The 23,036-nt window shown below is 67.2% G+C and carries 21 protein-coding genes; 3 read left to right on the forward strand and 18 right to left on the reverse strand.

Translation table 11 applies throughout. The annotated features are described in order from the left end of the window. Positions 1 to 66 precede the first annotated feature (66 nt). On the forward strand, positions 67 to 804 hold the full coding sequence (locus EIK80_RS06890; RefSeq protein WP_125156230.1) for a DUF1134 domain-containing protein: 738 nt from the start codon (positions 67 to 69) through the stop codon (positions 802 to 804). Here EIK80_RS06890 and EIK80_RS06895 read toward each other — a convergent pair. From EIK80_RS06895 to infC, 15 genes are all read right to left on the reverse strand, one after another. Beyond that, the gene (locus EIK80_RS06895) at positions 801 to 2,378 is read right to left on the reverse strand and encodes a DUF4139 domain-containing protein (protein WP_125156636.1); all 1,578 of its coding nucleotides are present in this window, start codon (positions 2,376 to 2,378) and stop codon (positions 801 to 803) included. The genes EIK80_RS06890 and EIK80_RS06895 overlap by 4 nt on opposite strands. Before the next feature lie 2 nt (positions 2,379 to 2,380). Then, complete coding sequence (locus EIK80_RS06900) at positions 2,381 to 3,772, reverse strand: DUF4139 domain-containing protein (RefSeq protein ID WP_125156231.1); 1,392 nt, start codon at positions 3,770 to 3,772, stop codon at positions 2,381 to 2,383. Positions 3,773 to 3,848: 76 nt separating this feature from the next. Continuing rightward, entirely contained in the window at positions 3,849 to 4,439 is a 591-nt protein-coding gene (gene msrA / locus EIK80_RS06905; RefSeq protein ID WP_125156232.1) for a peptide-methionine (S)-S-oxide reductase MsrA, read from the reverse strand. A 55-nt stretch (positions 4,440 to 4,494) separates the two neighbouring features. Continuing rightward, a complete protein-coding gene (locus EIK80_RS06910) occupies positions 4,495 to 4,782 on the reverse strand; it encodes a hypothetical protein (RefSeq protein WP_125156233.1) in 288 nt (95 codons plus the stop codon). Beyond that, positions 4,767 to 5,063 carry a hypothetical protein gene (locus tag EIK80_RS06915; protein WP_125156234.1) on the reverse strand — a complete coding sequence of 99 codons (297 nt, stop codon included), beginning with the start codon at positions 5,061 to 5,063 and terminating at the stop codon, positions 4,767 to 4,769. Before EIK80_RS06915 ends, EIK80_RS06910 begins: the two co-directional genes overlap by 16 nt. 123 nt (positions 5,064 to 5,186) lie before the next feature. Beyond that, entirely contained in the window at positions 5,187 to 5,333 is a 147-nt protein-coding gene (locus EIK80_RS06920; protein ID WP_125156637.1) for a hypothetical protein, read from the reverse strand. A gap of 219 nt (positions 5,334 to 5,552) precedes the next feature. After that, positions 5,553 to 7,991: a phenylalanine--tRNA ligase subunit beta gene (gene pheT, locus EIK80_RS06925; RefSeq protein ID WP_125156235.1), complete on the reverse strand. Its 2,439-nt coding sequence runs from the start codon at positions 7,989 to 7,991 to the stop codon at positions 5,553 to 5,555. Between the two features lie 61 nt (positions 7,992 to 8,052). Next, the gene (gene pheS / locus EIK80_RS06930) at positions 8,053 to 9,126 is read right to left on the reverse strand and encodes a phenylalanine--tRNA ligase subunit alpha (RefSeq protein ID WP_125156236.1); all 1,074 of its coding nucleotides are present in this window, start codon (positions 9,124 to 9,126) and stop codon (positions 8,053 to 8,055) included. A gap of 124 nt (positions 9,127 to 9,250) precedes the next feature. Next, positions 9,251 to 9,610, reverse strand: a complete 360-nt coding sequence (gene rplT / locus EIK80_RS06935; RefSeq protein ID WP_047407297.1) for a 50S ribosomal protein L20 — start codon at positions 9,608 to 9,610, stop codon at positions 9,251 to 9,253. Between the two features lie 15 nt (positions 9,611 to 9,625). Then, the gene (gene rpmI, locus EIK80_RS06940; RefSeq protein WP_018061454.1) at positions 9,626 to 9,826 is read right to left on the reverse strand and encodes a 50S ribosomal protein L35; all 201 of its coding nucleotides are present in this window, start codon (positions 9,824 to 9,826) and stop codon (positions 9,626 to 9,628) included. Positions 9,827 to 9,956: 130 nt separating this feature from the next. Beyond that, positions 9,957 to 11,150: an MFS transporter gene (locus EIK80_RS06945; RefSeq protein WP_125156237.1), complete on the reverse strand. Its 1,194-nt coding sequence runs from the start codon at positions 11,148 to 11,150 to the stop codon at positions 9,957 to 9,959. Between the two features lie 56 nt (positions 11,151 to 11,206). Then, positions 11,207 to 13,258, reverse strand: coding sequence for a S9 family peptidase (locus EIK80_RS06950; protein WP_125156238.1), 2,052 nt, complete (start codon positions 13,256 to 13,258; stop codon positions 11,207 to 11,209). 172 nt (positions 13,259 to 13,430) lie between these two features. Next, positions 13,431 to 15,323, reverse strand: coding sequence for a S9 family peptidase (locus tag EIK80_RS06955; protein ID WP_125156638.1), 1,893 nt, complete (start codon positions 15,321 to 15,323; stop codon positions 13,431 to 13,433). Positions 15,324 to 15,457: 134 nt separating this feature from the next. Next, positions 15,458 to 17,392 carry a S9 family peptidase gene (locus EIK80_RS06960; protein ID WP_233586465.1) on the reverse strand — a complete coding sequence of 645 codons (1,935 nt, stop codon included), beginning with the start codon at positions 17,390 to 17,392 and terminating at the stop codon, positions 15,458 to 15,460. Positions 17,393 to 17,524: 132 nt separating this feature from the next. Continuing rightward, on the reverse strand, positions 17,525 to 18,046 hold the full coding sequence (gene infC, locus EIK80_RS06965; protein WP_125156239.1) for a translation initiation factor IF-3: 522 nt from the start codon (positions 18,044 to 18,046) through the stop codon (positions 17,525 to 17,527). 265 nt (positions 18,047 to 18,311) lie between these two features. Between infC and EIK80_RS06970 the strand changes: the two genes are divergently transcribed. Further along, on the forward strand, positions 18,312 to 18,911 hold the full coding sequence (locus tag EIK80_RS06970) for a YitT family protein (RefSeq protein ID WP_125156240.1): 600 nt from the start codon (positions 18,312 to 18,314) through the stop codon (positions 18,909 to 18,911). A 9-nt stretch (positions 18,912 to 18,920) separates the two neighbouring features. Here EIK80_RS06970 and EIK80_RS06975 read toward each other — a convergent pair whose 3' ends face one another. Together EIK80_RS06975 and EIK80_RS06980 are read right to left on the reverse strand one after the other, a co-directional pair. After that, positions 18,921 to 19,892 carry a glycosyltransferase family 9 protein gene (locus EIK80_RS06975; protein WP_125156241.1) on the reverse strand — a complete coding sequence of 324 codons (972 nt, stop codon included), beginning with the start codon at positions 19,890 to 19,892 and terminating at the stop codon, positions 18,921 to 18,923. Further along, positions 19,889 to 21,061, reverse strand: a complete 1,173-nt coding sequence (locus tag EIK80_RS06980; protein ID WP_125156242.1) for a glycosyltransferase family 4 protein — start codon at positions 21,059 to 21,061, stop codon at positions 19,889 to 19,891. The genes EIK80_RS06975 and EIK80_RS06980 overlap by 4 nt, the downstream gene beginning before the upstream one ends. A gap of 55 nt (positions 21,062 to 21,116) precedes the next feature. Here EIK80_RS06980 and EIK80_RS06985 point away from each other — a divergent pair, with 55 nt between their 5' ends. Continuing rightward, positions 21,117 to 21,989, forward strand: coding sequence for an alpha/beta fold hydrolase (locus tag EIK80_RS06985; RefSeq protein WP_125156243.1), 873 nt, complete (start codon positions 21,117 to 21,119; stop codon positions 21,987 to 21,989). A gap of 34 nt (positions 21,990 to 22,023) precedes the next feature. Here the strand turns inward: EIK80_RS06985 and EIK80_RS06990 are convergent, their stop codons facing one another. Beyond that, on the reverse strand, positions 22,024 to 22,884 hold the full coding sequence (locus tag EIK80_RS06990; RefSeq protein ID WP_125156244.1) for an SDR family oxidoreductase: 861 nt from the start codon (positions 22,882 to 22,884) through the stop codon (positions 22,024 to 22,026). Between the last annotated feature and the right edge of the window lie 152 nt (positions 22,885 to 23,036).

Raw genomic sequence — 23,036 nt, forward strand, 5'->3', positions numbered from 1 at the left:
GGAGCCGCAAACCGGTCTCAATGGCTTGCAACAGTGTTGCAATGAAACTGATCCGGAGGGCCTGACATGGACCGTCGCAAGCTGATCCTCTCGGGCGCCGCCGTCGGTCTGAGCACCGTGGCGACCGAGGCCCTGGCCCGCCAGAGCCGCTACAGCGAACAATTGCCGCCGCCGCAGCCGATCGGTCCGGCCAGCCCCGCTCCGAGCGACCCATACGCGTCGCCGTCGCCGCCCGTCGCTCGGGACGCCTACGCCTCTCCGCCGCCGTCTCCGGCCCCGGCGTCGAACGGCAATACGCCGGCCTACGATACCGGCCGGGCCCAGACCTATTCGGCCGACGAGATGATCCGGGCGACGTCCGATTTCCTGGGCGTGACGGCCGAGAGCGCCGGCGCGGCGATCGAGAAGATCTTCAAGGACAAGGGTCAGCCCACCGCCTATATCGCCGGCGAGGAAGGTTCGGGCGCCTTCGTGGCCGGTCTGCGCTATGGTCGCGGCCTGCTCTACATGAAGGGCCGTCCGACCCTGGAGACCTTCTGGCAGGGTCCGTCGATCGGTTGGGACTGGGGCGGCAACGCCAGCCGCGTCTTCACCCTTTGCTATAATCTGCAGTACCCCGACGCCATCTACCGCCGCTTCCCGGGTGTGGAGGGCAGCGCCTATCTCATCGGCGGTCTGGGCGTGAACTACCAGAAGGCTGACGACATCACCCTGGCCCCGATCCGCGCCGGGGTCGGCCTGCGCCTGGGGGCCAATGTCGGCTACCTCGGCTACAGCCGCAAACGCCGCTGGATGCCGCTTTAGCCGTCGTACTCGATCGCGTAGCGGAAGCCGCGGGACTGGTTGGGGGCGAGCGTCACGCGCCAGGCGACCATGCCCTGGCGGATGTCGTGCTTGTGCGGTTCGGCGACGACCCTGAAGCTGGTCAGGTTCGGATTCTGCCGCACCTCGACGGTCACCGGGATGGTCTTGGCGTTCGAGAGATCGACCTCGTAGGTCCGGCGTACGCGACTCTTCTTCAGTTTCTGTTCGGCGACCAGGCGCGGGCGGGCCAGGATGTCGACGGCCTGGCCGATGACCAGATCCAGCGGCTCGCCGACAGCGACATCGCGCACGGCCTGTTCGCCGGCGAAGGTCGGCCGGCCATCGATCGTCTCCATGGCCGAGAGCGCGCCGGAGGGCAGGGGTTTGCCCAGGCCGTTTCGCACCGTGTTGTCCAGGCGCAGGGTCACGGCCGGCGCGCGGAAGCCCTCGTCCTCGCGACCGCTGTCCCACGGATTGATCGTCACGACATAGAGCCGCTGGAAGGCGACGTCCTTCTGGTCGAGAAAGGCCACCTGCTTGGTCTGGCGCGGGTTCAGGGTCACCGGCGCGGGCAGGGTGTAGAGCTTGTAGTCGCCCAGGTTCGATTGCTCGGCCAGCTTGGCTCGGGCGACGGCGTTGGTGGGGACCGGCGGAGCCGCGGAGATCACCGGCGGAATGGGCAACGGTGGCGGTCCGAAGGCCGCGCGAGCCTGGACCTGGATGTCCGAGTCACTTTCGATCAGATGCGTGGTGTCCATCGGCCAGCAGGTGCGGTTGATCCGCAGAGGCTGGCCCTTGTCGACGCGCGCATATTGCCGTGAGAGCCGTCCGGCCACGGCCTGCGTTCTGGCGTCGGCGAACTGGCTGCCACCGCTGTTGACCAGGGTCAGCCAGCCGGTCAGGTCCAACCGCTTGCCGTCCGGATGGATGCGCGCGACATAGTCGGCCTGCCAGTTCACGCCCAGTGCCAGGTATGACAGCGTCAGCTTCACGCGGGCGGGCGCGGGGACGTCGACGATGGTCGACAGGCTGGGCTTGTCGGTTAGGCCCTCTGGTACGGACGACAGCACCAGGCGCTCGGGCCCGCCGGAGCAGCCCAGGGCCTCGACGCCATCGGCTGTCTGGACCAGCAGGCCGTTGGGGCCCTGCAGCAGCATAGCGTCGACCGTCCGTTGGCGGCCGGTCTTGCGGTTGGTGCGGACCACCTGGATTGGCTGGCCCAGCGACCGTTCGACCAGGGTTCCGGGGCTGAGCAGGGCGTAGTCGTAGTTGCGCTCGACCGCCCTGCCAGGCAAGCCCTCGACCGCCGCGCTCTGCGGGATCAGGCCCTCGGCCACGCCGTCGAAGCGGATCGTATGACGGCCGGCGGGCAGGTCGACCGTGCGCGTCTCGGTGACCAGGATCAGGCCCTTCTCGGCGGCCTGGGCGCGCTGCCAGGCGTTCAGCGCCTGGAACGGTCCGTCGCCGTCGCGATAGAGGGTTACGGCCACCGTCTCGGGCGCGCGGGAGGCGATTGTGTCTGCGTGGGCGGGGAGCGCGGCGGCGAAAGCGAGCGCGCCCGCCAGGGCGCGCATACTCACCACCCCGTCTCCACGGAGAAGGTCAGGGTCGTCTCGCCGTTCGCCGGTACGGGGACGCTCCAACCCAGGGTGCGGGCGTCGATGACGCGGCTCTTCAGGCTCTCGGCCTTGACCTCGCCGTCGCGCCACAGACCCCCCTGGCGCAGCTCGACCACGACCGGCTGGTCCTTGGCGTTGCGCAGCAGGTATTTCATCTCGTAGCGGGTGCGGGTCTTGGAGACCCGCGTTTCGGCCACAAGGGTCGCCTGGCTGGAGACGTCGAACGCCTCGCCGGTCTTGATTGACAGCTCCGAGCCGGCCGGCGTATGGCCGATGGCGTTCTCGCCGACAAACTTCGGATCGCCCGCCGCGTCGCGCATGTAGACCCGCATGACCCCGGCCGGCAGCTGGCTGCCCAGGCCCGCTAGCCTGCCATTGCCGAACTGAATGGCGACCACGGCCTTGACCGGCTCGGCCTGGCTGGAGAACCAGCCCTCGCGCACCTCGTAGACCTTCCTGGCCGCGACGCCCTGGGCCGACAGGAAGCCGACCTGCTTGTTCTGGTTGGAGGCGATCGTGGTCCGCTCGGGCAGGGGATAGACGTAATAGTCCGCGATCCGTTCGCCCGCGCCGCTCTCCGTGCCCGCGCGCACCACGCCGGGAACGCTGCCGGGGACGGCGCGCCGGATCGGGCGATAGGGGGTGGTCGAGTTAAGCTGGTTGACGTCGCCGGCCACCAACTGGGTCTTGGCGTTCTCGAACGGCGTGCCGGAGGTGTTGGACAGGGTGATCCAGCCCTGCAGGTCCAGCACGTTCCTGGCCTCGTCGAACAGGGCGACATAGTCGGCCTTCCACGACAGACCCGAGGTCAGGTAGCTCAGCTTGGCCTGGCGAGGACCGGCGTTGGCGGCCTCGACGCTGACCGACAGGGTCGGGCGCGCGCGCAGGGTCTCTGGCACCTTGTCGAAGATCACCCGCGTGGGGACGCCGTCGTCGCGCAGCACCTCGATGCGGTCGCCGATCTTCAGCACCACGCCCTGGTTGGCCGCCAGCACGGTGGCGACCTCGGTGGTTTCCTTGCCGTCGCCGGGATTGGTGCGGACGATCCTCACCTGCTGGCCGACCGCCTTCTCCATCAGCTTGTCGGGGGTCAGCAGGTCGTAGTCGAAGTTCTGCTCGAGGATGCTGACCCCAGGGGCCGACAGGCTGACCGTCTCGGGACGGATCTGGGCCGAGACGTCCTTGAACTCCAGCTTCTGGCGGCCGGCCTTCAGGTCCAGCGGGCGGGCGTCCTCGACCAGCGCCAGATCTGAATTGTAGATGGTGATCGAGACCTCCCGAGCCTGAGCACGGGCCGTGAGAGGGACCAGCAGCAGGCCAGCCGAAGCCAGCAAAGCGCGACGGTGCATGGACGTCCTCCCGTGTGTTTACAAAAGTAAAACAGCACGGGATTGCGGCGGAGTCTAGGCTGGGTTGAGCTTAAACCTAGCCGCCCCAAACCTGCTTCAGACGAGCGTCACGGCCGCAGCCGGCGCGGTAGAGGTTGTAGTCCAGCGCGTGCCGCTTGGCGTAGTCGCGGTGGTACTCCTCGGCGGGATAGAAGGTCTGCAGAGGCAGGATCTGGGCCTTCATCGTGCCGGACTTCAGGCGCTTGGCGGCTTCGACCTGCGACTTCTCCGCGATCGGGCGCTGGGCGGGGGTGACGAAGACGGCGGGGCGGTAGGACGGGCCGCGATCGCAGAACTGGCCGCCGTCATCGGTCGGGTCGACCAGCTTCCAGTAGCGATACAGCAGGAAGCCGTAGTCCAGCTTGGCCGGGTCATAGGTGACGCGCACCGACTCGTAGTGGCCGCTGCGTTCGCTGGTGACGTCGCGATAGGTCGGATTCTTGACGTGACCGCCGGTGTAGCCGCTTTCGACCTTCAGCACGCCGGGGATGCCGCCCATGTCGTGCTCCATGCACCAGAAGCAGCCGCCGGCGAACACGGCGGTCTCGGTTTTCGGCGTCGCCGCGGCGGACGCGCTGACGCCGGTCAGGGCGAAGAGGGTGGCGAGGAGGGCGAGCAGGCGGCGCATCGAAGTCTCTCCAGAAGCGGACTTGATCCTAGATACGCAGGGAAGCGGCGAAAGGTTACGCCCGCCAGCCGAAACCGACGCCGCGCACGCTGGGACAGGCCGCCAGGCGCGAGGCCAGCACCTGCGCCCGGTCGTCGCCCTGGTCGTCGATCTCGATTCTAATGGCCATGTGCTGGCCCTCGGGAGCGGCGGACAGGGCGCGCAGGCGGGTCTGCTGCACCGAGGCCACGCCCAGCACCCGCATCAGGGCGTCGGGCGTGTCGTCGGTGGTGATGAGGAAGAGACGGCGTTTCTCTTCGTCCGGTTTGAGAGGGTCTACGAGGGGGCTCACGGTCGGAACCACTGATGCTCGACCGAGGCCGAGTTGACGCCGGGCCAGGCGGCCAGGTCGCGGGCCAGCAGGCGGGCGGCCTGGTCGCCAAGATGGCGGACGCGCAGGCTGGCTTCGACGATCTGGCCAACCGGCTTCATCGTCAGGCCGCACAACTCGGCGCCGCTGTCGCTCAGGCCCTGGCGCACGGCCTCGAGGGCGCTGGGCGCGTCCTGGGCGGCCAGCAGCAGCTGGTGGACGGTGACGCCTTCCTGGTCGCTATGGAAGGAAGGTGGGGAGGGCAGGTAGCTCATTGGGGGTGGTCCTATGCATGAGAGGCTTGGAGGACCGAGGAACCGCGCAACAAAAAACCCCGCTCGTGGGAGCGGGGCTTTTGGAGATCTTGCGATCCTTCGGCTGTGTGGAGGGTAGGTTTCCTACCGCTTGCGCCGATTTTGCCCCGTCCGGATTGGCACGGTTTTAATCTGGTTAATCATGTTCCACATCGCCACGGCGCACGACATCGCAGCCACGGCGGCGAGGCCGGTGGTCACGAAGGCGGCGAAGGCGAAGGTCGATTGCATGTGGAAGCGATGAGTCCAGTTAGCGCTTGTTACAGGTAGCGCGACGGTGGCCATCGCGCAAGGTCTTGCCTGCGGGATGGGCGATCGGTCGCGGGGGCGGGCAGGTTTTGATTGTTTCTGAGCGGGGTGGTCAAAAATTGGGCGCTCGACCCCGCCTGATCTCACAGGCGAGGTCGTTGGGTCCGGGGAGAGGCCAGTACGAAACCAGCCCCTTTTCTCTTACGACCGCAGTTTACCGCCGGCCTTCTCGGCCGCCGCCACGATCTTGGCCGACAGGGCCTCGATCTCGGCCTCGGTCAGGGTGGCTTCGCGCGGTTGCACGACGACCTCGATCGCGATCGACTTGAAGCCCTCCGGCACGCCGGGGCCTTCATAGACGTCGAACACGCGCGCGGCGGTGATCAGCGCCTTGTCGGCGCCGGCCGCGGCCTTGACCAGATCGCCCGCCGCCTTGGTCTTCTCGACCAGGAAGGCGAAGTCGCGGGTCAGCGGCATCAGGGCCGAGGGTGAGAAGGCCGGGCGGGTCTTGATCGACTTCTTCTTCGGTTCGGGAATCGCCTCCAGGGTGATCTCGAAGCCGTAGACGGGGCCGGCCACGTCCAGGGCCTTCAACACCGCCGGGTGGATCTCGCCGAACTCGGCCATCACCGCCTTGGGACCCAGCTGCAGGCGCGCCGAGCGGCCCGGGTGCCACCAGGACGAGGCCGAGCCCTGCGCCGTCTGCAGCGAGGCCACCGGCGCGCCCAGCTCTTCCAGCAGCGCCAGCAGGTCGGCCTTCACCGTGAACACGTCGTCTTGCGCGGCCTTGTTCCAGCCGCGCGGAGCCTTGGGGACCAGGATGGCCGCGACCACCGTGCGCTGATCGTTGGGACGCTCGCCATGGAAGGTCGGGCCGATCTCGAAAAGGGCCGCGTCGGGGAAACCCTGGCGCGCGTTGCGGCCGGCCGCATCGATCAGGTTGGGCAGCAGCGACGGACGCATGCAGTCCAGTTCCGAGGCGATCGGATTGGCCAGCAGCATCTCCGGCTGGCCGCCGCCGAACAGTCGCGCGGTCTCGTGGCTGGTGAAGCTGAAGGTCACGGCTTCCGAATAGCCGGCCGCCGCCAGGGCGCGACGGGCGGTGCGGGCGCGGGCCTGCTTGGCGGTCAGGATGCCGCCGACGGCGCGTGGAACCTCCGGCAGCGGCGTCGAGGGCAGGGCCCCGTAGCCGGCGATGCGGGCGACTTCTTCCACCAGGTCGGCCTTGCCTTCCACGTCGCGGCGGAAGGTCGGCGGGGTGACGCAGACCACGCTTTCGGCATGGGTGACGAAGTCGGCGGCCGACACGTCCTTCGGCGGCTCGACGGTGAAGCCGAGGTCGCGCAGGATCTGCAAGGACCGCTCGGGCGCGATCTCCAGGCCCGACAGCTGGCCGACATAGGCCGGATCGAACAGGATCGGCTTGGGCGCGGCCGGGGCCTCGCCGACCAGCAGGACTTCCGACGGCTCTCCGCCGCACAGTTCCAGGATCAGCTTGGTGGCCAGCTCGATGCCCGGGACCAGCGAGCCGGTGTCGACCGTGCGGGCGAAGCGGTACTGGGCGTCGCTGGCGATGCCGGTGGCGCGACCGGTCTGGGCCGTGCGGATCGGGTCGAACCAGGCGCTCTCGACGAAGACGTCCGTGGTTTCTTCCGAGCAGCCAGTGCTCTCGCCGCCCATCACGCCGCCCAGGCCGATCGGGCGCTCGCCGGACGCATCGGCGATCACCGACATCTCGGGCGTCAGCTCGTAGGTCTTGCCGTCGAGAGCGATCAGGTGCTCGTCGCCGTGGACGCCATGGCGGCCCAGGCGCGTCGAGATCTCGGCGCCCGACAGCTTGTGCGCGTCATAGACGTGCAGCGGCCGGGCGCGGTCGTAGGTGATCAGGTTGGTGACATCCACCAGGGCGTTGATCGGGCGCAGGCCGATGGCGGTCAGACGATCCTGCAGCCACTTGGGCGAGAGGCCGTTCTTGACGCCGCGGATATAGCGGCCAGCGAAGGCCGGACAGGCCTCGCCATCGACCTTGACGGTGATCGGCGACGGGAAGGTCCCCGGGATCGACGCGATCGACACGTCCTTCAGCTTGCCCACGCCGGCGGCGGCGAGATCGCGAGCGATGCCCACCACGCCCAGCCAGTCGGGGCGGTTGGGCGTCACCTCGAAGTCGATCACGGCTTCCAGGCCCAGGGCGTCGACGGCCGGCGTGCCGACCGGCAGGGCGTCGGGCAACTCCATGATGCCGTCGCTCTCGGTGGCGTATTCCAGCTCGGCGGCCGAGCAGAGCATGCCGTTGGAGACGACGCCGCGCACGGGCTTCTCGACCAGGGTCACGTCCAGGCCGGGCACATAGGCGCCGATCGGGGCGTAGATCGTGGTCAGACCCGCGCGAGCGTTCGGCGCGCCGCAGACGATCTCCTTGCGGCCGTCGACGGTGTCGACCTGGCAGACCTGCAGGCGATCGGCGTTCGGGTGGCGTGCGGCTTCGACGATCTTGCAGACCGTGAAGGGCTTGAGCTTCGTCGCCGGATCTATGACGTGCTCGACCTCGAGCCCGGCCATGGTCATGGCCGCGACGATCTCGGGGACTGTGGCGGTGGTCTCAAGATGGTCCTTGAGCCAGGAGAGAGTGAATTTCATCGTCTTGCGTCTCCAAGCCCCGACGCTTGGCGCAGGGGTTGGTGGAATTCCAGAAGGGCGATCAGCTCAGGCCGCTGGCCGGGTTCGGCGCGGCGAACGCGCTAAAGCCGTAGTGCGCCAGCCAGCGGACGTCGGACGACCACATGTCGCGCAGGTCCGGCATGCCGTATTTCAGCATGCCCAGGCGGTCGACGCCCATGCCGAAGGCGAAGCCCTGGTACTCGTCCGGATCGATGCCGCAGGCGCGCAGCACGTTCGGGTGAACCATGCCGCAGCCCAGGATCTCGAGCCAGCTCGTGCCCTGGCCGATCTTGATCTCGCCGCCCGAGCGATCGCACTGCACGTCCATCTCGGCCGACGGCTCGGTGAACGGAAAGTGGTGCGGGCGGAACTGGGTCGTCACCGCGTCGGTCTCGAAGAACCGGGCCAGGAAGGTCTCCAGGGTCCACTTCAGGTGGCCCATGTGGATACCCTTGTCGATCACCAGGCCCTCGACCTGATGGAATACCGGCGTGTGGGTGGCGTCGTTGTCCACGCGATAAGTGCGGCCGGGCGCGATGATGCGGATCGGCGGCTTCTGCGACACCATGGTCCGCACCTGCACCGGGCTGGTGTGGGTGCGCAGCAGCATGCGCTCGCCGTTCTCCTTCGTGTTGAAGAAGAAGGTGTCGTGCATCTCGCGGGCCGGGTGCTTCGGCGGGAAGTTCAGGGCCGTGAAGTTGTGGAAGTCGTCCTCGATGTCCGGACCTTCGGCTACGGCGAAGCCCATCTCGGCGAAGATGGCGATCATCTCGTCCATGGTCTGCATGGTCGGGTGGACGCTGCCCTTGCGGCGATACGGGGCGGGCAGGGAGAGGTCCAGAGTCTCGCTGGCCAGGCGCGCGTCGAGTTCGGCGGCTTCGAGGCCAGCCTTCTTCTCGGCGATGGCGTTCGCGACCTTGTCGCGGAGGGCGTTGATCGCCGCGCCTTGGGTCTTGCGCTCTTCGGGGCTCATGGCGCCGAGGGTTTTCAGCAGGCCCGAGATCGAGCCGGTCTTGCCGACGGCGGCCACGCGGACGGCGTCGAGCGCTTGGAGGTCCGTCGCTCCGGCCACCTGGGCCAGGACGTCGGATTCGAGGGTGTTGAGATCGGTCATGACGGGCATCCGTCTAGGCGGTTTCGGGGGCGGTTGGAACCGGATAACGCGCAGCAAAAAGCCCTCCGGTTCGCACCGGAGGGCTTTTCAGATCGAACTCGGATCGTAGGACCCGAAAAAGACCTTAAGCGGCCAGGGCGGCGCGGACCTTGTCAGCGATAGCCTTGAACGCAGCCGGGTCGTTGCCCGCGATGTCGGCGAGGACCTTACGGTCGATCACCACACCCGCCACGTCCAGGCCGTGGATAAACTGCGAGTAGGTGAAGCCCTCGATGCGAGCGCCGGCGTTGATGCGTTGGATCCACAGCGAACGGAAGGCGCGCTTGCGCACCTTGCGGTCGCGGTACGCGTATTGACCGGCCTTGTCGACGGCGGCCTTGGCGGTGCGGATGGTGTTCTTGCGGCGGCCGTAGAAGCCCTTCGCCTGTTCAAGAACCTTCTTGTGCTTGGCGTGGGCGGTGACGCCACGTTTGACGCGAGCCATGTGTCAGCGCTCCTCTTAAAGGCCGTAGGGCAGGTACGAACGGATGGTCTTGGCGTCAGCCTCGCTCATCACCTTCGTTCCGCGGTTTTGGCGGATGTACTTGCCGTTGTGGCCGATCAGACGGTGGCGCTTGCCGGCGACGCCGGCTTTCAGCTTACCCGTGGCCGTGATCTTGAAGCGCTTCTTGGCGCCCGACTTGGTCTTCAACTTAGGCATTTCGCGTCGGAGCTTTCGCCCCGTCCTCTGGGATAGCAAGACGAACCGCCATGGCATGCCAATTGGCCAGGCGGTTCCGGAAAGGGGGCGTTACTAAGGGAAAGACTCGTCCAAGGCAAGGCCTTAGGCCTCAGGCCGCCGCTTTCGCGCGGTGAACGATGGTCATGGCGAAGAAGATGGCCGGAACCGTCAGGGCCGCGCCGAACCAGTAGGGCCCGCCGGTGGCGAGTCCGAACAGGGGGCCGGCCAGCAGCGGACCGCCGATGCGGGCGAGGGAGCCGGCCGCCATGTTGAGGCCCAGCATCTGGCCTTGGCGGTCCGGCGGGCTGGCGCGCGAGATCAGGGCCGCGACGCACGGGAAGACCAGGGATTGGCCGAAGGCCGTGCAGCCGACGGCGACGATCGCGAGGCCCGGATGGGTCACGAACGGCGAGACGAACAGGCTGGCGCAAATGATGACGAGGCCGGTGGTCAGCACCCGGCCTTCGCCGAACCGCCGGGCCAGGCGGCCGGTCAGCAGGCCCTGGCCGAGCGAAGCGATGACGCCGATCACCGCGAAGCACAGGCCGACCTCGCGCGGCCCCCAGTCGAAGCGGGCGTTGGCCCACAGGCCGAAGATCGACTCCATGCCCGCGAAAGCCCCCGTCGAGACCAGGGTGACCAGCAGCACGCGCGACAGGATCGGATGGGCCGAGGCCGCGCTGAGCGCCTCGCGGCGGCCGGGCTGCTTGACGCCGGGGGCGGAGGGCGCGCGGCTCTCGGCCACGAACAGCAGGACGCCGACCGTCGCCAGCGCCGCCATGCCGGCGGCCACGAACAGCGGGATCTGAAAGCCTAGCCTCCCGGCGCTGGGATGGGCCAGCAGACCGCCCAGCGACGGGCCGATCACGAAGCCGGCCCCGAAGGCCGAGCCCAGCAGACCCATGCGGCCCGCGCGCTTTTCTGGCGGGGTGACGTCGGCCATGTAGCCCTGGATGGTCGAGATATTGCCGCTGCCGAAGCCGCCGACCAGGCGGATGGCCATGGCGATCCAGATGTTGGGCGCGAAGGCCAGGGCCAGGTAGGCGATGGCGTTGGCGACGATGGTGACGATGAGAACCGGCCGCCGGCCGATGCGGTCGGACATCCGCCCCCAGAACGGCTCGCCGAAGAACTGGCCCAGGCTGTAGGCGGCGAACATGGTCGTCACCTGCCACGGCGCGGCGTGCATGGCCTTGGCGTAGAAGGGCAGCAGCGGAATGACTACGCCGAAACCCACCAGGTTGATGAAGACAACCAGGAGCAGGACGGCCAGGGCGCGGGGACTGTTGGCGGGTTCGGACATGGGGACGCGCGGTTTACGCCCGAACCTCGGCCTTGGCGATCCGCCAATCGCCGCGATCAGTCGGGCGGGTTGTTCTTTTCGACGAAGGCGACGGCCTCGGTCAGCATCTTCACGCGTCCCGCGCCGCGCGAGAACCAGTGGTCCTCGCCCTCCAGAGGCACCAGCGTGACCGGCTTGCCCGCCTTCTTCAGCGCGTCAGCCATGGCCTGACTCTGTTCGAAGCGGACGATGGTGTCGTCCGTGCCGTGGATCAGCAGCACTGGGACATCCACGCGGTCAGCCAGCTTCACCGGCGAAATGGCGTCGAGGTCGGCTTTCTTGTCCGATCCCATGAAGCGCAGCCAGTAGCGCGGCGAGGTCGAGGATCGGGCGCCGTGATCTTCGAGGTCCGAAGACAGCATGCGGCCCGGATTGACGGGGCCAGCTCCGGTTTTCGGACAGGGGGTATCCCAGTCGAAAACCCAGTAGCATACCGATTTGGGCGAGACGACCTCTTGGCGAACCAGGTTGAGGTCGGACGGGCCGTTGACAGAGACCGCGCAGCGATAGACGCCCTTGTCCAGGGTCGCGCCGGCCAGGGCCGCGTAGCCACCGTAGCTGGCGCCCATGATGCAGACGCGCTTGGGATCGATAATGCCCTGCTTGGCGAGGTCGCGGACGCCGTCCGACAGGTCGGTCTGCATCTTGCGGCCCCACTCGCCGTAACCGGCCTTCACGAAATCCTTGCCGAAGCCCGCCGATCCCCGGAAGTTGGCCTGCAGTACGGCGTAGCCGCGCGAGGCCAAGGCCTGGCTCCACCAGTCGAAGCCCGGGGCGTCGCGGCCTTCGGGGCCGCCATGCGCCAGGACGATCAGCGGCAGGTTCGTGGGCTGACGCTCGCGCGGCAGGGTCAGGTAGCCGCTGATCTCCAGGCCGTCGGCGGCCTTGTACTTGATCGAGCGGACCGGCGAGATCGCCTCGGGCTTCACCGCTTCGTAAACGCGGCTCTGGAACCAGCCTTTCCCGGTCCTGAGGTCGATCAGGTAGTAGGCCGGGCCTTCGGCGGGCTTATCCACCTGCACGATCACGCGACTCCAGTCCCTGGACCAGGACTTGAGGCTGACGCGCGCATCGCCGAACGGCTTGATCGCGGCGTACCAGGCGCTCTGAACCGCCGGGTTGAAGAAGGTGTAGCGCAGTTCGTCGCCGTCCAGGGTGTAGCCGCCGAGCAGGCGGGCGCTGTACGGATCGTGGATCAGGCCGTCGAAATCCAGATCGCCCGGCAGCGCCTCGCGCCCGCCGCCTCTGCTGTATTCGCGCAGGACGTCGTCGTCGCCGCGACGCCAGACCAGCACGGACTTGCCGTCGCGCCCCAGGCCGGAAATGCCGTACGAGCCCGTCGGCGAGTCGGCCTCGTCGACCTTCTTCCAGCCCCCGCCGGCCTTGATCAAAAGGGCGCCTCGGCCGCTTTTGATATCATAGGTGGATTGGGCGACCGGCTTTCCGTCAATGTCGACCAGCCAGCCGTCTGTACTGTATCGCGGCGTGTTCTCAGCGAGACGCAGCGTGCCCGTCCGGAGGTTGATGGCGTATAGCGTGTCGGCCGCGGTCCCGCGCAGGTAGCGGACGCCTTCCAGAAACACCACCGGATCACCCTTGACCACGCGGACTTGGGGCGGACCGACGATGATGTTGAAGGTTTCCTCCACGCCGATCTTGGTGCCGACCTTCTTGGCGCCGTCCAGCAAAGGTCGCAGCTTGTTCGTGGCGATGTTGAAGTCGCTGGCCATGAAATATTCGCGCGGCGGACCCGCAAGGGTCATGCCCTGCGAGGCCTGCGAGACGACCAGCACGACATGCTCCTCGCCCGCCCACATGACGTGGCGCAGCTTGGTGGCCTTCAGCGCGACGCCGGCGATGCCGCCGCCTTCGGTCTTGCGCACCGTCAGGTAACGTTGCCCTCCATCGGTGGTGACCACCGCCAACTTCGAGCCGTCGGGGGAGATGACCACCTCTTCGATTTTGGGAAGGGCGCCGTAGACAGCCAAGTCGGGCTTGTCCGCCGCGACGGCGGGCGCCGCCAGGCCGACGACGGCTGCCATGCTCGCCGCCAGAATGACCTTCAGCATCACAAACTCCCCAGCCTAAGAACTCGTCGGAAGAGTGCGGCGAAAGGGTGAGGTTTGTAAATCTTAAGTTGATTTCTCTCGCGCCGTGCAGGAGGGATTTCTGCTTGCCGCAGGCCAGATCCAAGTCGAGGGCCTGGAAGTACTCGCGCGCCGCCGCCACCGTCAGCCCGACTCAGTCCGGCGGGTTGTTCCTCTCGACGAAGGCGATCACCTCGGTCAGCATCTTCAGCCGCGTGGCGCCGCGCGACAGCCAGTGATCCTCGCCGTCCAGGGTGACGAACTCGACCGGCTTGCCGGCCTTCTTCAGGGCGTCAGCCATGGCCTGGCTCTGGTCGTAGCGCACCACGGTGTCGTCCTTGCCATGGATCAGCAGGACGGGGATGTCGATCTTGGCGGCCAGCTTGGCGGGCGAGATCGCGATGAGGTCGGGATCCTTGATCCCGTCCGCGCCCATGAAGCGCAACCAGTAGCGCTGGGTCGCCGACATGTCGCCGTTATGCGCGTCGCGGACCGTCTGCAGCATCTTCTTGAGGTCGGATGGCCCCGCCACCGAGACGGCGCAGCGATAGACGCCCCTGTCCAGGGTCGCGCCCGCCAGCGCCGCGTAACCGCCATAGGACGCGCCGACGATGCAGACGCGCTTGGGGTCGACGACGCCCTGTCGCGCGAGGTCGCGGACGCCGTCGGACAAGTCCGTCTGCATCTTCTTGCCCCACTCGCCAAAGCCCGCCTTGACGAAGTCCCAGCCGAAGCCTTCGGAACCGCGGAAGTTGGGCCGCAGCACGGCGTAGCCGCGCGAGGCCAAGGCTTGGCTCCACCAGTTGAAACCCGGTTCGTCGCGCCCTTCCGGTCCCCCGTGCGGGAGCACGATCAGCGGCAGATTCTTGGGATCGCGCCCTTTGGGCAGGGTCAGGTAGCCGCTGATCTCCAGGCCGTCGGCGGCCTTGTACTTAATGGATCGGACGGGCGAGATCGTGTCTGCATTGACGCCGCGATACACTGATCCCAGGAATTCGGCCTTGCGCGCATCAAGGTCGACGAGGGCGTAATCTGGTCCATCAGTCTTGGAGTCGACCAGCACCACGACCTTGCGTCGATCCCGCGACCACGAGGCGAGGCTCACACGGTCATCGCCAAACGCCTTGGCCACCATGTTCCATGTCTTCTGAGCCTTTGGGTCGAAGAAGGTATAATGCAGATCATCGCCGCTCAGCTTGTAGCCGCCCAGCAGAGCCAGGGTGTCGGGATCGTGGATCAGACCTGAAAGGCTGACGTCCTTGGGCAGATCCTGATGCCCGCCGTCCAGCCTGTATTCGCGGAGCAGGTCGTTGTTTTCCTCGTCGGTTCGCCAGACCAGGATCGACTGGCCGTCGCGGCCAAAGCCCGACAAGCCGTACGACCCCATAGGCGTGACAGCCTCGTCAACCTTGCGCCATGCGCCGTTGGTCTTGATCTTCAGCGACCAGCGTCCGTTCCGCTCGTCATACAGGGACTGCGCGACCGGGGCTCCGGCGGCGTCGACCAGCCATCCGTCGGTGTCTTCCTGTGCGCCGAAGTCCAGCATCCGCGTAGCGCGCTTGTCCAGATTGATCCTGTAGAGCATGTCACGGCCGCGTTGCTCGACGAAGTGGACGCCCTCGACGAAGACGACCGCCTCGTTGTCGATCATTCGGACCATGGGCCAGCTGATGATAACGTTCATCGCATCGGGCTGGTCCTTCAGCAGGGGGGTCTGTTTTCCCGTGGCGATGTTGTAGTCGGTCGCCATCATGTATTCGCGCGCCGGGCCTTGCAGGCCGAACACCTCGGTCGTGCGCGAGGTTATCAGCAGGAGATGGTTGGGCCCGGCCCACTCCACACCGCGAAGCTTGGTCGACCCGACGATAATTCCTTTCAGGACACCGCCGCCGACCTGTCGGATCGACAGGAAGCGCTGGTCTCCGTCCGTGGCTATGACCGCCAGCTTCGCGCCATCTGGGGAGATTTTCACCTCCTCGATGTTCGGCAGTGCGCCGTAGATCGCCAGACTCGGTTTGTCCGCGGCAAGCGCCGGCGTGCACAGCATGACCCAGCTGGCCGCGGCCGCCGCAAAAATAGACTTGAGCACTGAAAACTCCCCCCGTCGCGCCAAGCTCTACCATGGGGCGCTGGGGTGTCCAGATGCTCGCAATCGGACGTGCGCGGCGCGAAGGGGCGTCCTTACTCCGGCGGATTGTGCTTCTCGACGAAGGCGACGGCGGCGTTCAGCATCTTCTGGCGCGTGGCGCCGCGCGATAGCCAGTGATCCTCGCCGTCCAGGGTGACGAACTCGACCGGCTTGCCGGCGCGCTTCATCGCGCTGGCCATGGTTTGGCTCTGGTCATAGCGCACAACGGTGTCGTCCTTGCCGTGGATAAGCAGGACGGGGATGTCGATCTTGGCCGCCTGACGCGCCGGCGAGAGGGTGGCCAGGTCGGGATCCCTAAGGCCGTTGGCGCCCATGAAGCGCATCCAATAGCGTTGAGCTGACGAGCGTTCGCCATTGTGCAGCTCTCGGTCCGTCGCCAGCATGGCCTGCAGGTCGGACGGGCCGGCCACGGAGACGGCGCAGCGATAGACGCCCTTGTCCAGAGTCGCGCCGGCCAAGGCCGCGTAGCCGCCGTAGGAGGCGCCCATGATGCAGACGCGCTTGGGATCGACGATACCTTGCCTGGCAAGATCGCGGACGCCGTCCGACAGGTCGGTCTGCATCTTTTTGCCCCACTCGCCGAAGCCCGCCTTGATGAAGTTCCAGCCGAACCCTTCGGAGCCGCGGAAGTTGGGCTGCAAAACGGCATAGCCGCGCGATGCCAGCGCTTGGCTCCACCAGTCGAACGCCGGGGTGTCGCGCCCCTGCGGGCCGCCGTGCGGGAGCACGATCAGCGGCAGGTTCTTGGGATCGCGCCCCTTGGGCAGGGTGAGATATCCGCTGATCTCGAGGCCATCGGCGGCCTTGTACTTGATGGAACGCACCGGCGAGACGGTGCTGGCGTCCACGCCCTTGTAGACTGGACCCAGGAAGTCGGCTCGCTTGGTGTCGAGATTGACCAGGAAATAGCCGGGGCCTTCCGTCTGGGAGTCGGCGCGCACGACGACCTTGCGCCGGTCGTGCGACCACGAGGCCAGGCTGACATAGTCCGCGCCGAACGGCTTGCGGACGGCGTCCCAGGTCTTCTGGGCCGTGGCGTCGAAGAAGGTGTAGCGCAGGTCGTCGCCGTCCAGCTTGTAGCCGCCGAGCAGCGCCAGGGTGACGGGGTCATGGATCAGGGCTGTCTGATCCATGCCCTGCGCCAGGTCCTGGTGCGTACCGTCCATCTGGTATTCGCGCAGGATGCTCTCGTCCTTGTCGTCGGTGCGCCAGACCAGGATCGACTTGCCGTCGCGGCCGAAGCCCGCGAGCCCGTACGAGCCCATGGGCGTCACCGCCTCGTCGATCTGTCGCCAGGCGCCCCGGGTCTTGGTCTTGAGGTACCAGACGCCGCGCTTCTGGTCGTAGAGCGACTGGGCGACGGCCTCGCCGGCGGCATTGACCAGCCAGCCGTTCGTGTTCGGCTCGCCCGCCAGGTCGTGGATTTTGCTGGCGCGGGTGGACATCAGCGTCCGGTAAAGCGTGACCTGGCCGCGGTTGTCGACGAAACGAACGCCTTCCAGGATCGCGACGGCCTGGCCGTCGATGATGCGCGGCATCGGCCAGCCGACGATGATGTTCATCGCGCTGGCCTGATCGTTCAACAGGGGCGCTTGCTTGCCGGTGGCGACGTCGAAGTCGGACACCATGAAGTATTCCTGCTTCGGTCCCTGGACACCGGGGACAATCGTGGTCTGAGAGCCCACCAGCAGCAGGTGATCCGGGCCGGCCCACTCGACGCCACGCAGCTTGGCCGCCCCGATGTTCATGCCGCTGATGACGCCGCCGCCGATCTGGCGAACGGTCAGAATGCGCTGGTCGCCGCTGGAGGCGACAATCGCCAGCCTGGTTCCGTCGGGCGAGATCTCGACCGTCTCGATGGTCGGGAGCTGGCCATAGATGGCCAGGTCCGGCTTGGGAGCGGCCATGGCGGGGCCGGAAAGCACGGCGAAGCAGGCCGCGGTCGCGGCGAACAAGGTCTTGAGCACGAAGTCCCCCAAACTCGATGCGCAACTCTACCAAGGCGCGCGTTTGTGTCGAGCGCTCGAATTTGGACGCATAAAACAAAACGCCCCGGCCGCGAGGGCCGGGGCGTTTCGATGTCTACCCAATGATTGATCCTAGCGCGGGGCCAGGATCATGATCATCTGCCGGCCTTCCATGCGCGGCTCGTACTCGACCTTGGCGACTTCGTCGAAGTCGGCCTTGACCTTGTGGAGCAGCTTCATGCCCAGCTCGGGGTGAGCCATTTCACGACCGCGGAAGCGCAGGGTGACCTTCACCTTGTCGCCTTCCTCGAAGAAGCGCGTCATGGCTTTCGCCTTCACTTCATAGTCGTGGATGTCGATGTTCGGGCGGAGCTTGATCTCCTTGAGCTCGACCACCTTCTGCCGCTTGCGCGCCTCGTTCTTTTTCTTCTGCTCCTGGAACTTGAACTTGCCATAGTCCAGGATCTTGCAGACGGGCGGATTGGCGTTCGGAACGATTTCCACCAGGTCCAGGCCGGCTTCCTCTGCCGCTTCCAGAGCGGCGGACGTCGGCATTTCGCCTTGCTTCTCGCCGTTTTGGTCGATCAGCAGGACGCGGGGGACGCGGATGTCTTCGTTGATACGCGGTCCGTCTTTAACGGGCGGCGTTTGCATAGGACGGCGAATAGGGGCGGCTCCGGTACTGTTGATGTGAAGCGTGGTTCGTAGGGTCTAGTCGTAAAGGTATAGCTGAACGCGCGCGCACCGCGCTGGGCGCGCCGCGAGAAAGTGATATATGACGCGCCAGCCTCGCTCTATCAAGCGAAGGCGACCAAAGAGACGTCGAGCGGGTCCAGTTTTTTCTGATCCCAGCGTGCGCGGGGGTGGAAACGGCGAGACGGGGACATGTTTTCTTCTTCAAGACACCCGCCCGAGCTCCATGAATCAGCATCGCCACACCGCCTTGGAGGACGTTCACGCCCTCCTGATCGGCTCCAGCTTCATCGCCGTGGGGCTGACCCTGCTCAAGGCCGCCGGCCTTGTCACCGGCGGCGTGGCCGGGGTGGCGCTGATCGTCTCGTACCTGGGCGGCTGGCCCGTGGGGACGGTGTTCTTCCTGCTGAACCTGCCATTCTACGTCTTGGCCCAACGGACCATGGGCTGGAGCTTCACCTTCAAGACCCTGGTGACCAACCTGCTGCTGGCGGGTCTGGCCTTTGGAATGCCGTACTGGCTGAAGGTCGAACGCGTCGATCCGATCTTCTCGGCCGTGTTCGGCGGCACGATCATCGGCATGGGAATCCTGGCCTTGGCGCGGCACCGTTCCAGCGTCGGCGGGGTGGGGGTGCTGGCGCTCTATCTTCACGAACGGCGCGGCGTCAGCGCCGGCAAGGTCCAGATGGCCGCCGACTGCCTGGTCGTCCTGGCGGCCTTCTTCACGATTCCGTTCGACAAGCTGCTGCTGTCGATCGCCAGCGCCGTCGCGTTGAGCGCGGTGATCATCGCCAATCACAAGCCGGGCCGGTACGCGGGGTACTGACCCGCGAAATCAGTGCGGCAGCAGCGCCATCGCCGCGCTGGCCACGGTGCTGACCGGCAGGGCCTTGAGGTCGGGCGAGCGGATCACCGCCACGTGGCCGCGCGGGCCGCACAGCTCGGGATCCGAGGCGTCTGAGAACAGGGCGATGGTCGGGGCGCCGGCGGCGGCCAGCAGGTGGGTCGGACCCGTGTCGTTGCCGACGGCCAGGGCGGCCTTGGCCCCCAGCACGGCCAACTGGGCGAAGTCGGTGCGGCCGGTCAGGTCTCGGGCCCCGCCGACGGCCTTCTGGATCTGGCGGGCCATGGCGCTTTCCTGCGGACCGCCGATGATGACGATGTCCAGCCCTCGCGCCTTCAGCAGCGAGCCCAGCTGGGCGTAGTTCTCGACCGGCCAGCGCTTCTCCAGCCGGTGAGCCGAGCCGCCCGGCACGAACAGGACGTAGGGACGCGGCGCGGCGGCGCCGGCGACGGGGCGCGGTTCCTTCTGCTTGCGCAGGATCCACGACAGGTCCGGCGGCGGCGCGCTGCCCGGTTCTGTTGGGGCGTCGGGCCAGATGCCGGCGGCGCGCAGCTGGTCGGCCTGGCGCTCCAGGGTGTGCATGCGCAGCCGGGCCGAACCCTTCTGGGGCAGCGACGCGCCGAAGGCGACGCCGTTCCACTGCGGCGGAAAGGGGCGCAGCAGCTGGAAGTACCAGTTGGTCCGGGTGTTGGTCTGCAGGTCGTAGATCCGGTCGTAGCGCGCCTTGCGGACACGACCGATCATGGCCAGGGTCTCGCCCAGATCGTCGGGGCGGCCATCGGTCTCAACGGTGTTGAAGTACGGGCTGAGCTTGGCCAGAGCCTCGAAGGGGGGCGTGGTCAGGAGCGTGATCTTGGCCTTGGGATGGGCCTCGCGGATCTTCTTCATCGCCGCGAGCGCGAGGACGAAGTCGCCTAGAGCGCCCAACTTGATCACCAGAACCTTCTTGATCTCCTTGCTCAAGACGAACGCTCCGAACCCAATATGCGTGCATAGACCTTGAGGGTCGCTTCGCACATAGCGTCCACTGAATACAACCGCCGCGCACGAAGACGTGCGGCCTGGCCCAGGGTCTGTCGTCCGGCCGCGCCGATTTCGCAGGCCTCGAGCAGAGCATCGGCCCAGGCCTCGGCGTCTCCGGGCGCGACCAGCCAGCCGGTCTCGCCGGGGATGATGGTCTCGCGCGTCGCCCCATGGTCCGAGGCCATGGCCGGACGGCCCATGACCTGCGGCTCGACCGCCGTGCGGCCAAAGGCTTCCGGCTCCAGCGACGGGGCGATGGCGACGTCGGCCAGCAGATAGGCGGCGGGCATGTCGTCGCAGTGTCCGACCAGCTTGACCGCGTCCTGCAGTCCGGCGGCGGCGATGGCGGCCTCGAGCTCCGCGCGATAGCCCTTGCGGCCCTGGTCGTCACCGGCCAGCAGCAGCAGCACGCGATCCTCGCCCCGCGCCTTCAGCAGGGTCATGGCCTCGATCATCAGGGCCTGGCCCTTCCAGCGGGTCAGGCGGCCGGCCAGCAGCACCTTCAGGCGCCGTTCGCCGTCGGCGATGCCCCAGGCCCTGCGCAGCGCCTGGATGCGCTCGGCGCTGACCACGCCGGGCTCGAAGCGCGACAGGTCGACGCCGCGCGGAATGGCCACGACCTTATCGGGCGAGACGTTGTGTTCGCGGATGACGTGGTCGCGGGTGTATTCCGAATTGGCGATGACCAGATCACCCTTGGTCATCACCGCGTTGTACCAGCGTTTCAGATTGGACTTGGCGTTGTAGACGCCGTGATAGGTGGCCACGAAGGGGACCTTGGTCGCGTGCGCCGCCCACAGGGCGCTGAAGGCCGGAGCGCGCGAGCGGGCGTGAACGAGGCTGACCTTCTCCCGCCGGATCAGGTCGATCAGCCTCGCGGCGTTGCCCAGCATGATCAGCGGGTTCTTGGTCTGGGCCGGCATCTGGGCCAGCCGGCCGCCGTCGGCCTCCAGGCGAGAGGCCATGCGTCCGCCCTTGGTCGCGACCAGGGCCTTGCCGCCTTGCGCCACGACGGCATGGGCGACATCAATCGTCGTCTGTTCAGCCCCGCCTGTTTCCAGCTCAGGCGTGACTTGCAGCAGGGTGAAGTCGGCGGGTAGGTCGGGCACGCGACTCTCGGCGAAACGAACGCGTTTTAGTTATCGAAAGGATCAAGGCGACGCCATGACCGAATCCCCGGGCGCTCTGACGCGCGAAGACGGCTCGAAGATCGCTTTCCGCCGTGTCGAGGGCGAGGGCCCCACGGTTGTCTGGCTGGGCGGCTTCCACAGCGACATGACGGGGACCAAGGCCGAGGTGCTGGCCGAGCAGGCCAAGGCGACCGGCGGCGCCTACATCCGCTTCGACTATTTCGGCCACGGCGAGTCCGACGGCGCCTTCAAGGACGGCACGATCAGCCGCTGGCGCGAGGACGCTCTGGCGGTGATCGACGCGCTGACCGCGGGGCCGCTTGTGCTGGTCGGCTCGTCCATGGGGGGCTGGCTGTCGTGCCTGGCCGCCATCGCCCGGCCTGACCGGGTGAAGGCCATGGTGCTGATCGCCCCCGCGCCGGACTTCACCGAGAAGCTGATGGAGCCCGAGTTGTCGGCCGAGGCCAGGGCGGCCATCGCCCGCGACGGCTTCTGGATCCGGCCCTCGGACTATGATGACGGCGGCTACGCCATCACCCGCGAACTGCTCGAAGACGGGGCGCGGTGGTCGATCCTGCCGGGACCCGTGCCGATCGACGTCCCGGTGCGCGTGCTGCAAGGCGGAGCCGATCCCGACGTGCCGTGGACCCACGCTCTGGAACTGGCGAACGTCCTCAAAAGCGACGACGTCATCTTCACCCTGATCAAGGATGGCGACCATCGGCTCTCGCGTCCCCAAGATCTGGAGCGCCTAGTCGCGGCGGTGGCGGAAGCCAAGGGCTTGGCCGAACCGGAGGAGGGCGACTTGGTCTCTCGCCGCCTGGCGCGCGCCGCGCGGTTGCGTAACGCGGCGGGCCTGGATGCGGTGGGGATCACGCCGAGGATCCCGGCGATTGATGATGAGTAGGCTCAAAGTCCCTCTCCCTTAGGGAGGAGCCAGCTCAACCGCCCGCTTTCAGGATCGCCGCCAGGCCTTCGCGGTAGGTCGGATAAGCCGGCCGCCAGCCCAGCTCCGCCTTCGCCAGTGCGTTCGAGACGCGCTTGTTCTCGGCGTAGAACCTTCGCGTCGCCGGCGACATGCCCAGTTCGTTGAAAGGCAGGTCCGGCGGGACCGGGACGCCCAGCAAACGGGCGGCGTGCTCCATGACGTCCTGAGGCGGGGCCGGTTCATCGTCGACCAGGTTGTAGATCCCGCCCGCCCTGGGCCGCTCCAGCGAGGTCAGCAGCCCCGAGACGATGTCGTCCACGTGGATGCGGCTGAACACCTGACCCGGCTTGACGATGCGACGGCCTTCGCCGGCGCGCAGGCGGTCCAGGGCGCTGCGGCCCGGGCCGTAGATGCCGGGCAGGCGGAAGGCGGTGACGGTCAGTCCCATGCCGCGCCCGACCTCGCGCCAGTCGCGCTCGGCCCCCACGCGGCGGGCGCCCTCGACCGACTGGGCCTTCAGCGGCGCGGTCTCGAACACCCAGCGGCCCTCGTAGTCGCCATAGACGCCGGTCGTCGACAGGTAGCCGATCCAGTCAGGGAAGGCCTGTGCCTGGGCGAGGGCGGGAACCAGCGATTCCAGGGCCGGACAGCCGTCGGGACCGGGCGGGGCGGTGACCAGCACGGCGTTCACCCCCTGGAGCGCGGTGGCCATGGCCTCGCGGTCGTTCGGATCGGCGGACGTGATTCCCTGGGCGCGCAGCCGATCGGCCTGATCCGCGTCCCGCGCCGTGGCGGCGATTTCCCACCCGCGGGCCCGCAAGGCGCGCGAAAACGCCGCGCCGACATAGCCCATACCGAACACGAACAGACGCAACGCCTAGAACTCCGCCCCCAGAAAACCCAGCCTAAAGCCGTCCGGATCAAGCCTCCGAAAAAAGCCTGTCGGCAACCCCTCAAAGGGTGCTTGCAAACCGCGAAGCGCTCTGCCATAAGCCGCCTCCTCGTCGCGGGGCGCTCTTTTGAGCC

Origin of the sequence: Caulobacter sp. 602-1, from assembly GCF_003931565.1 — a bacterium.
In the GTDB taxonomy this organism is placed as follows: Bacteria; Pseudomonadota; Alphaproteobacteria; order Caulobacterales; family Caulobacteraceae; genus Caulobacter.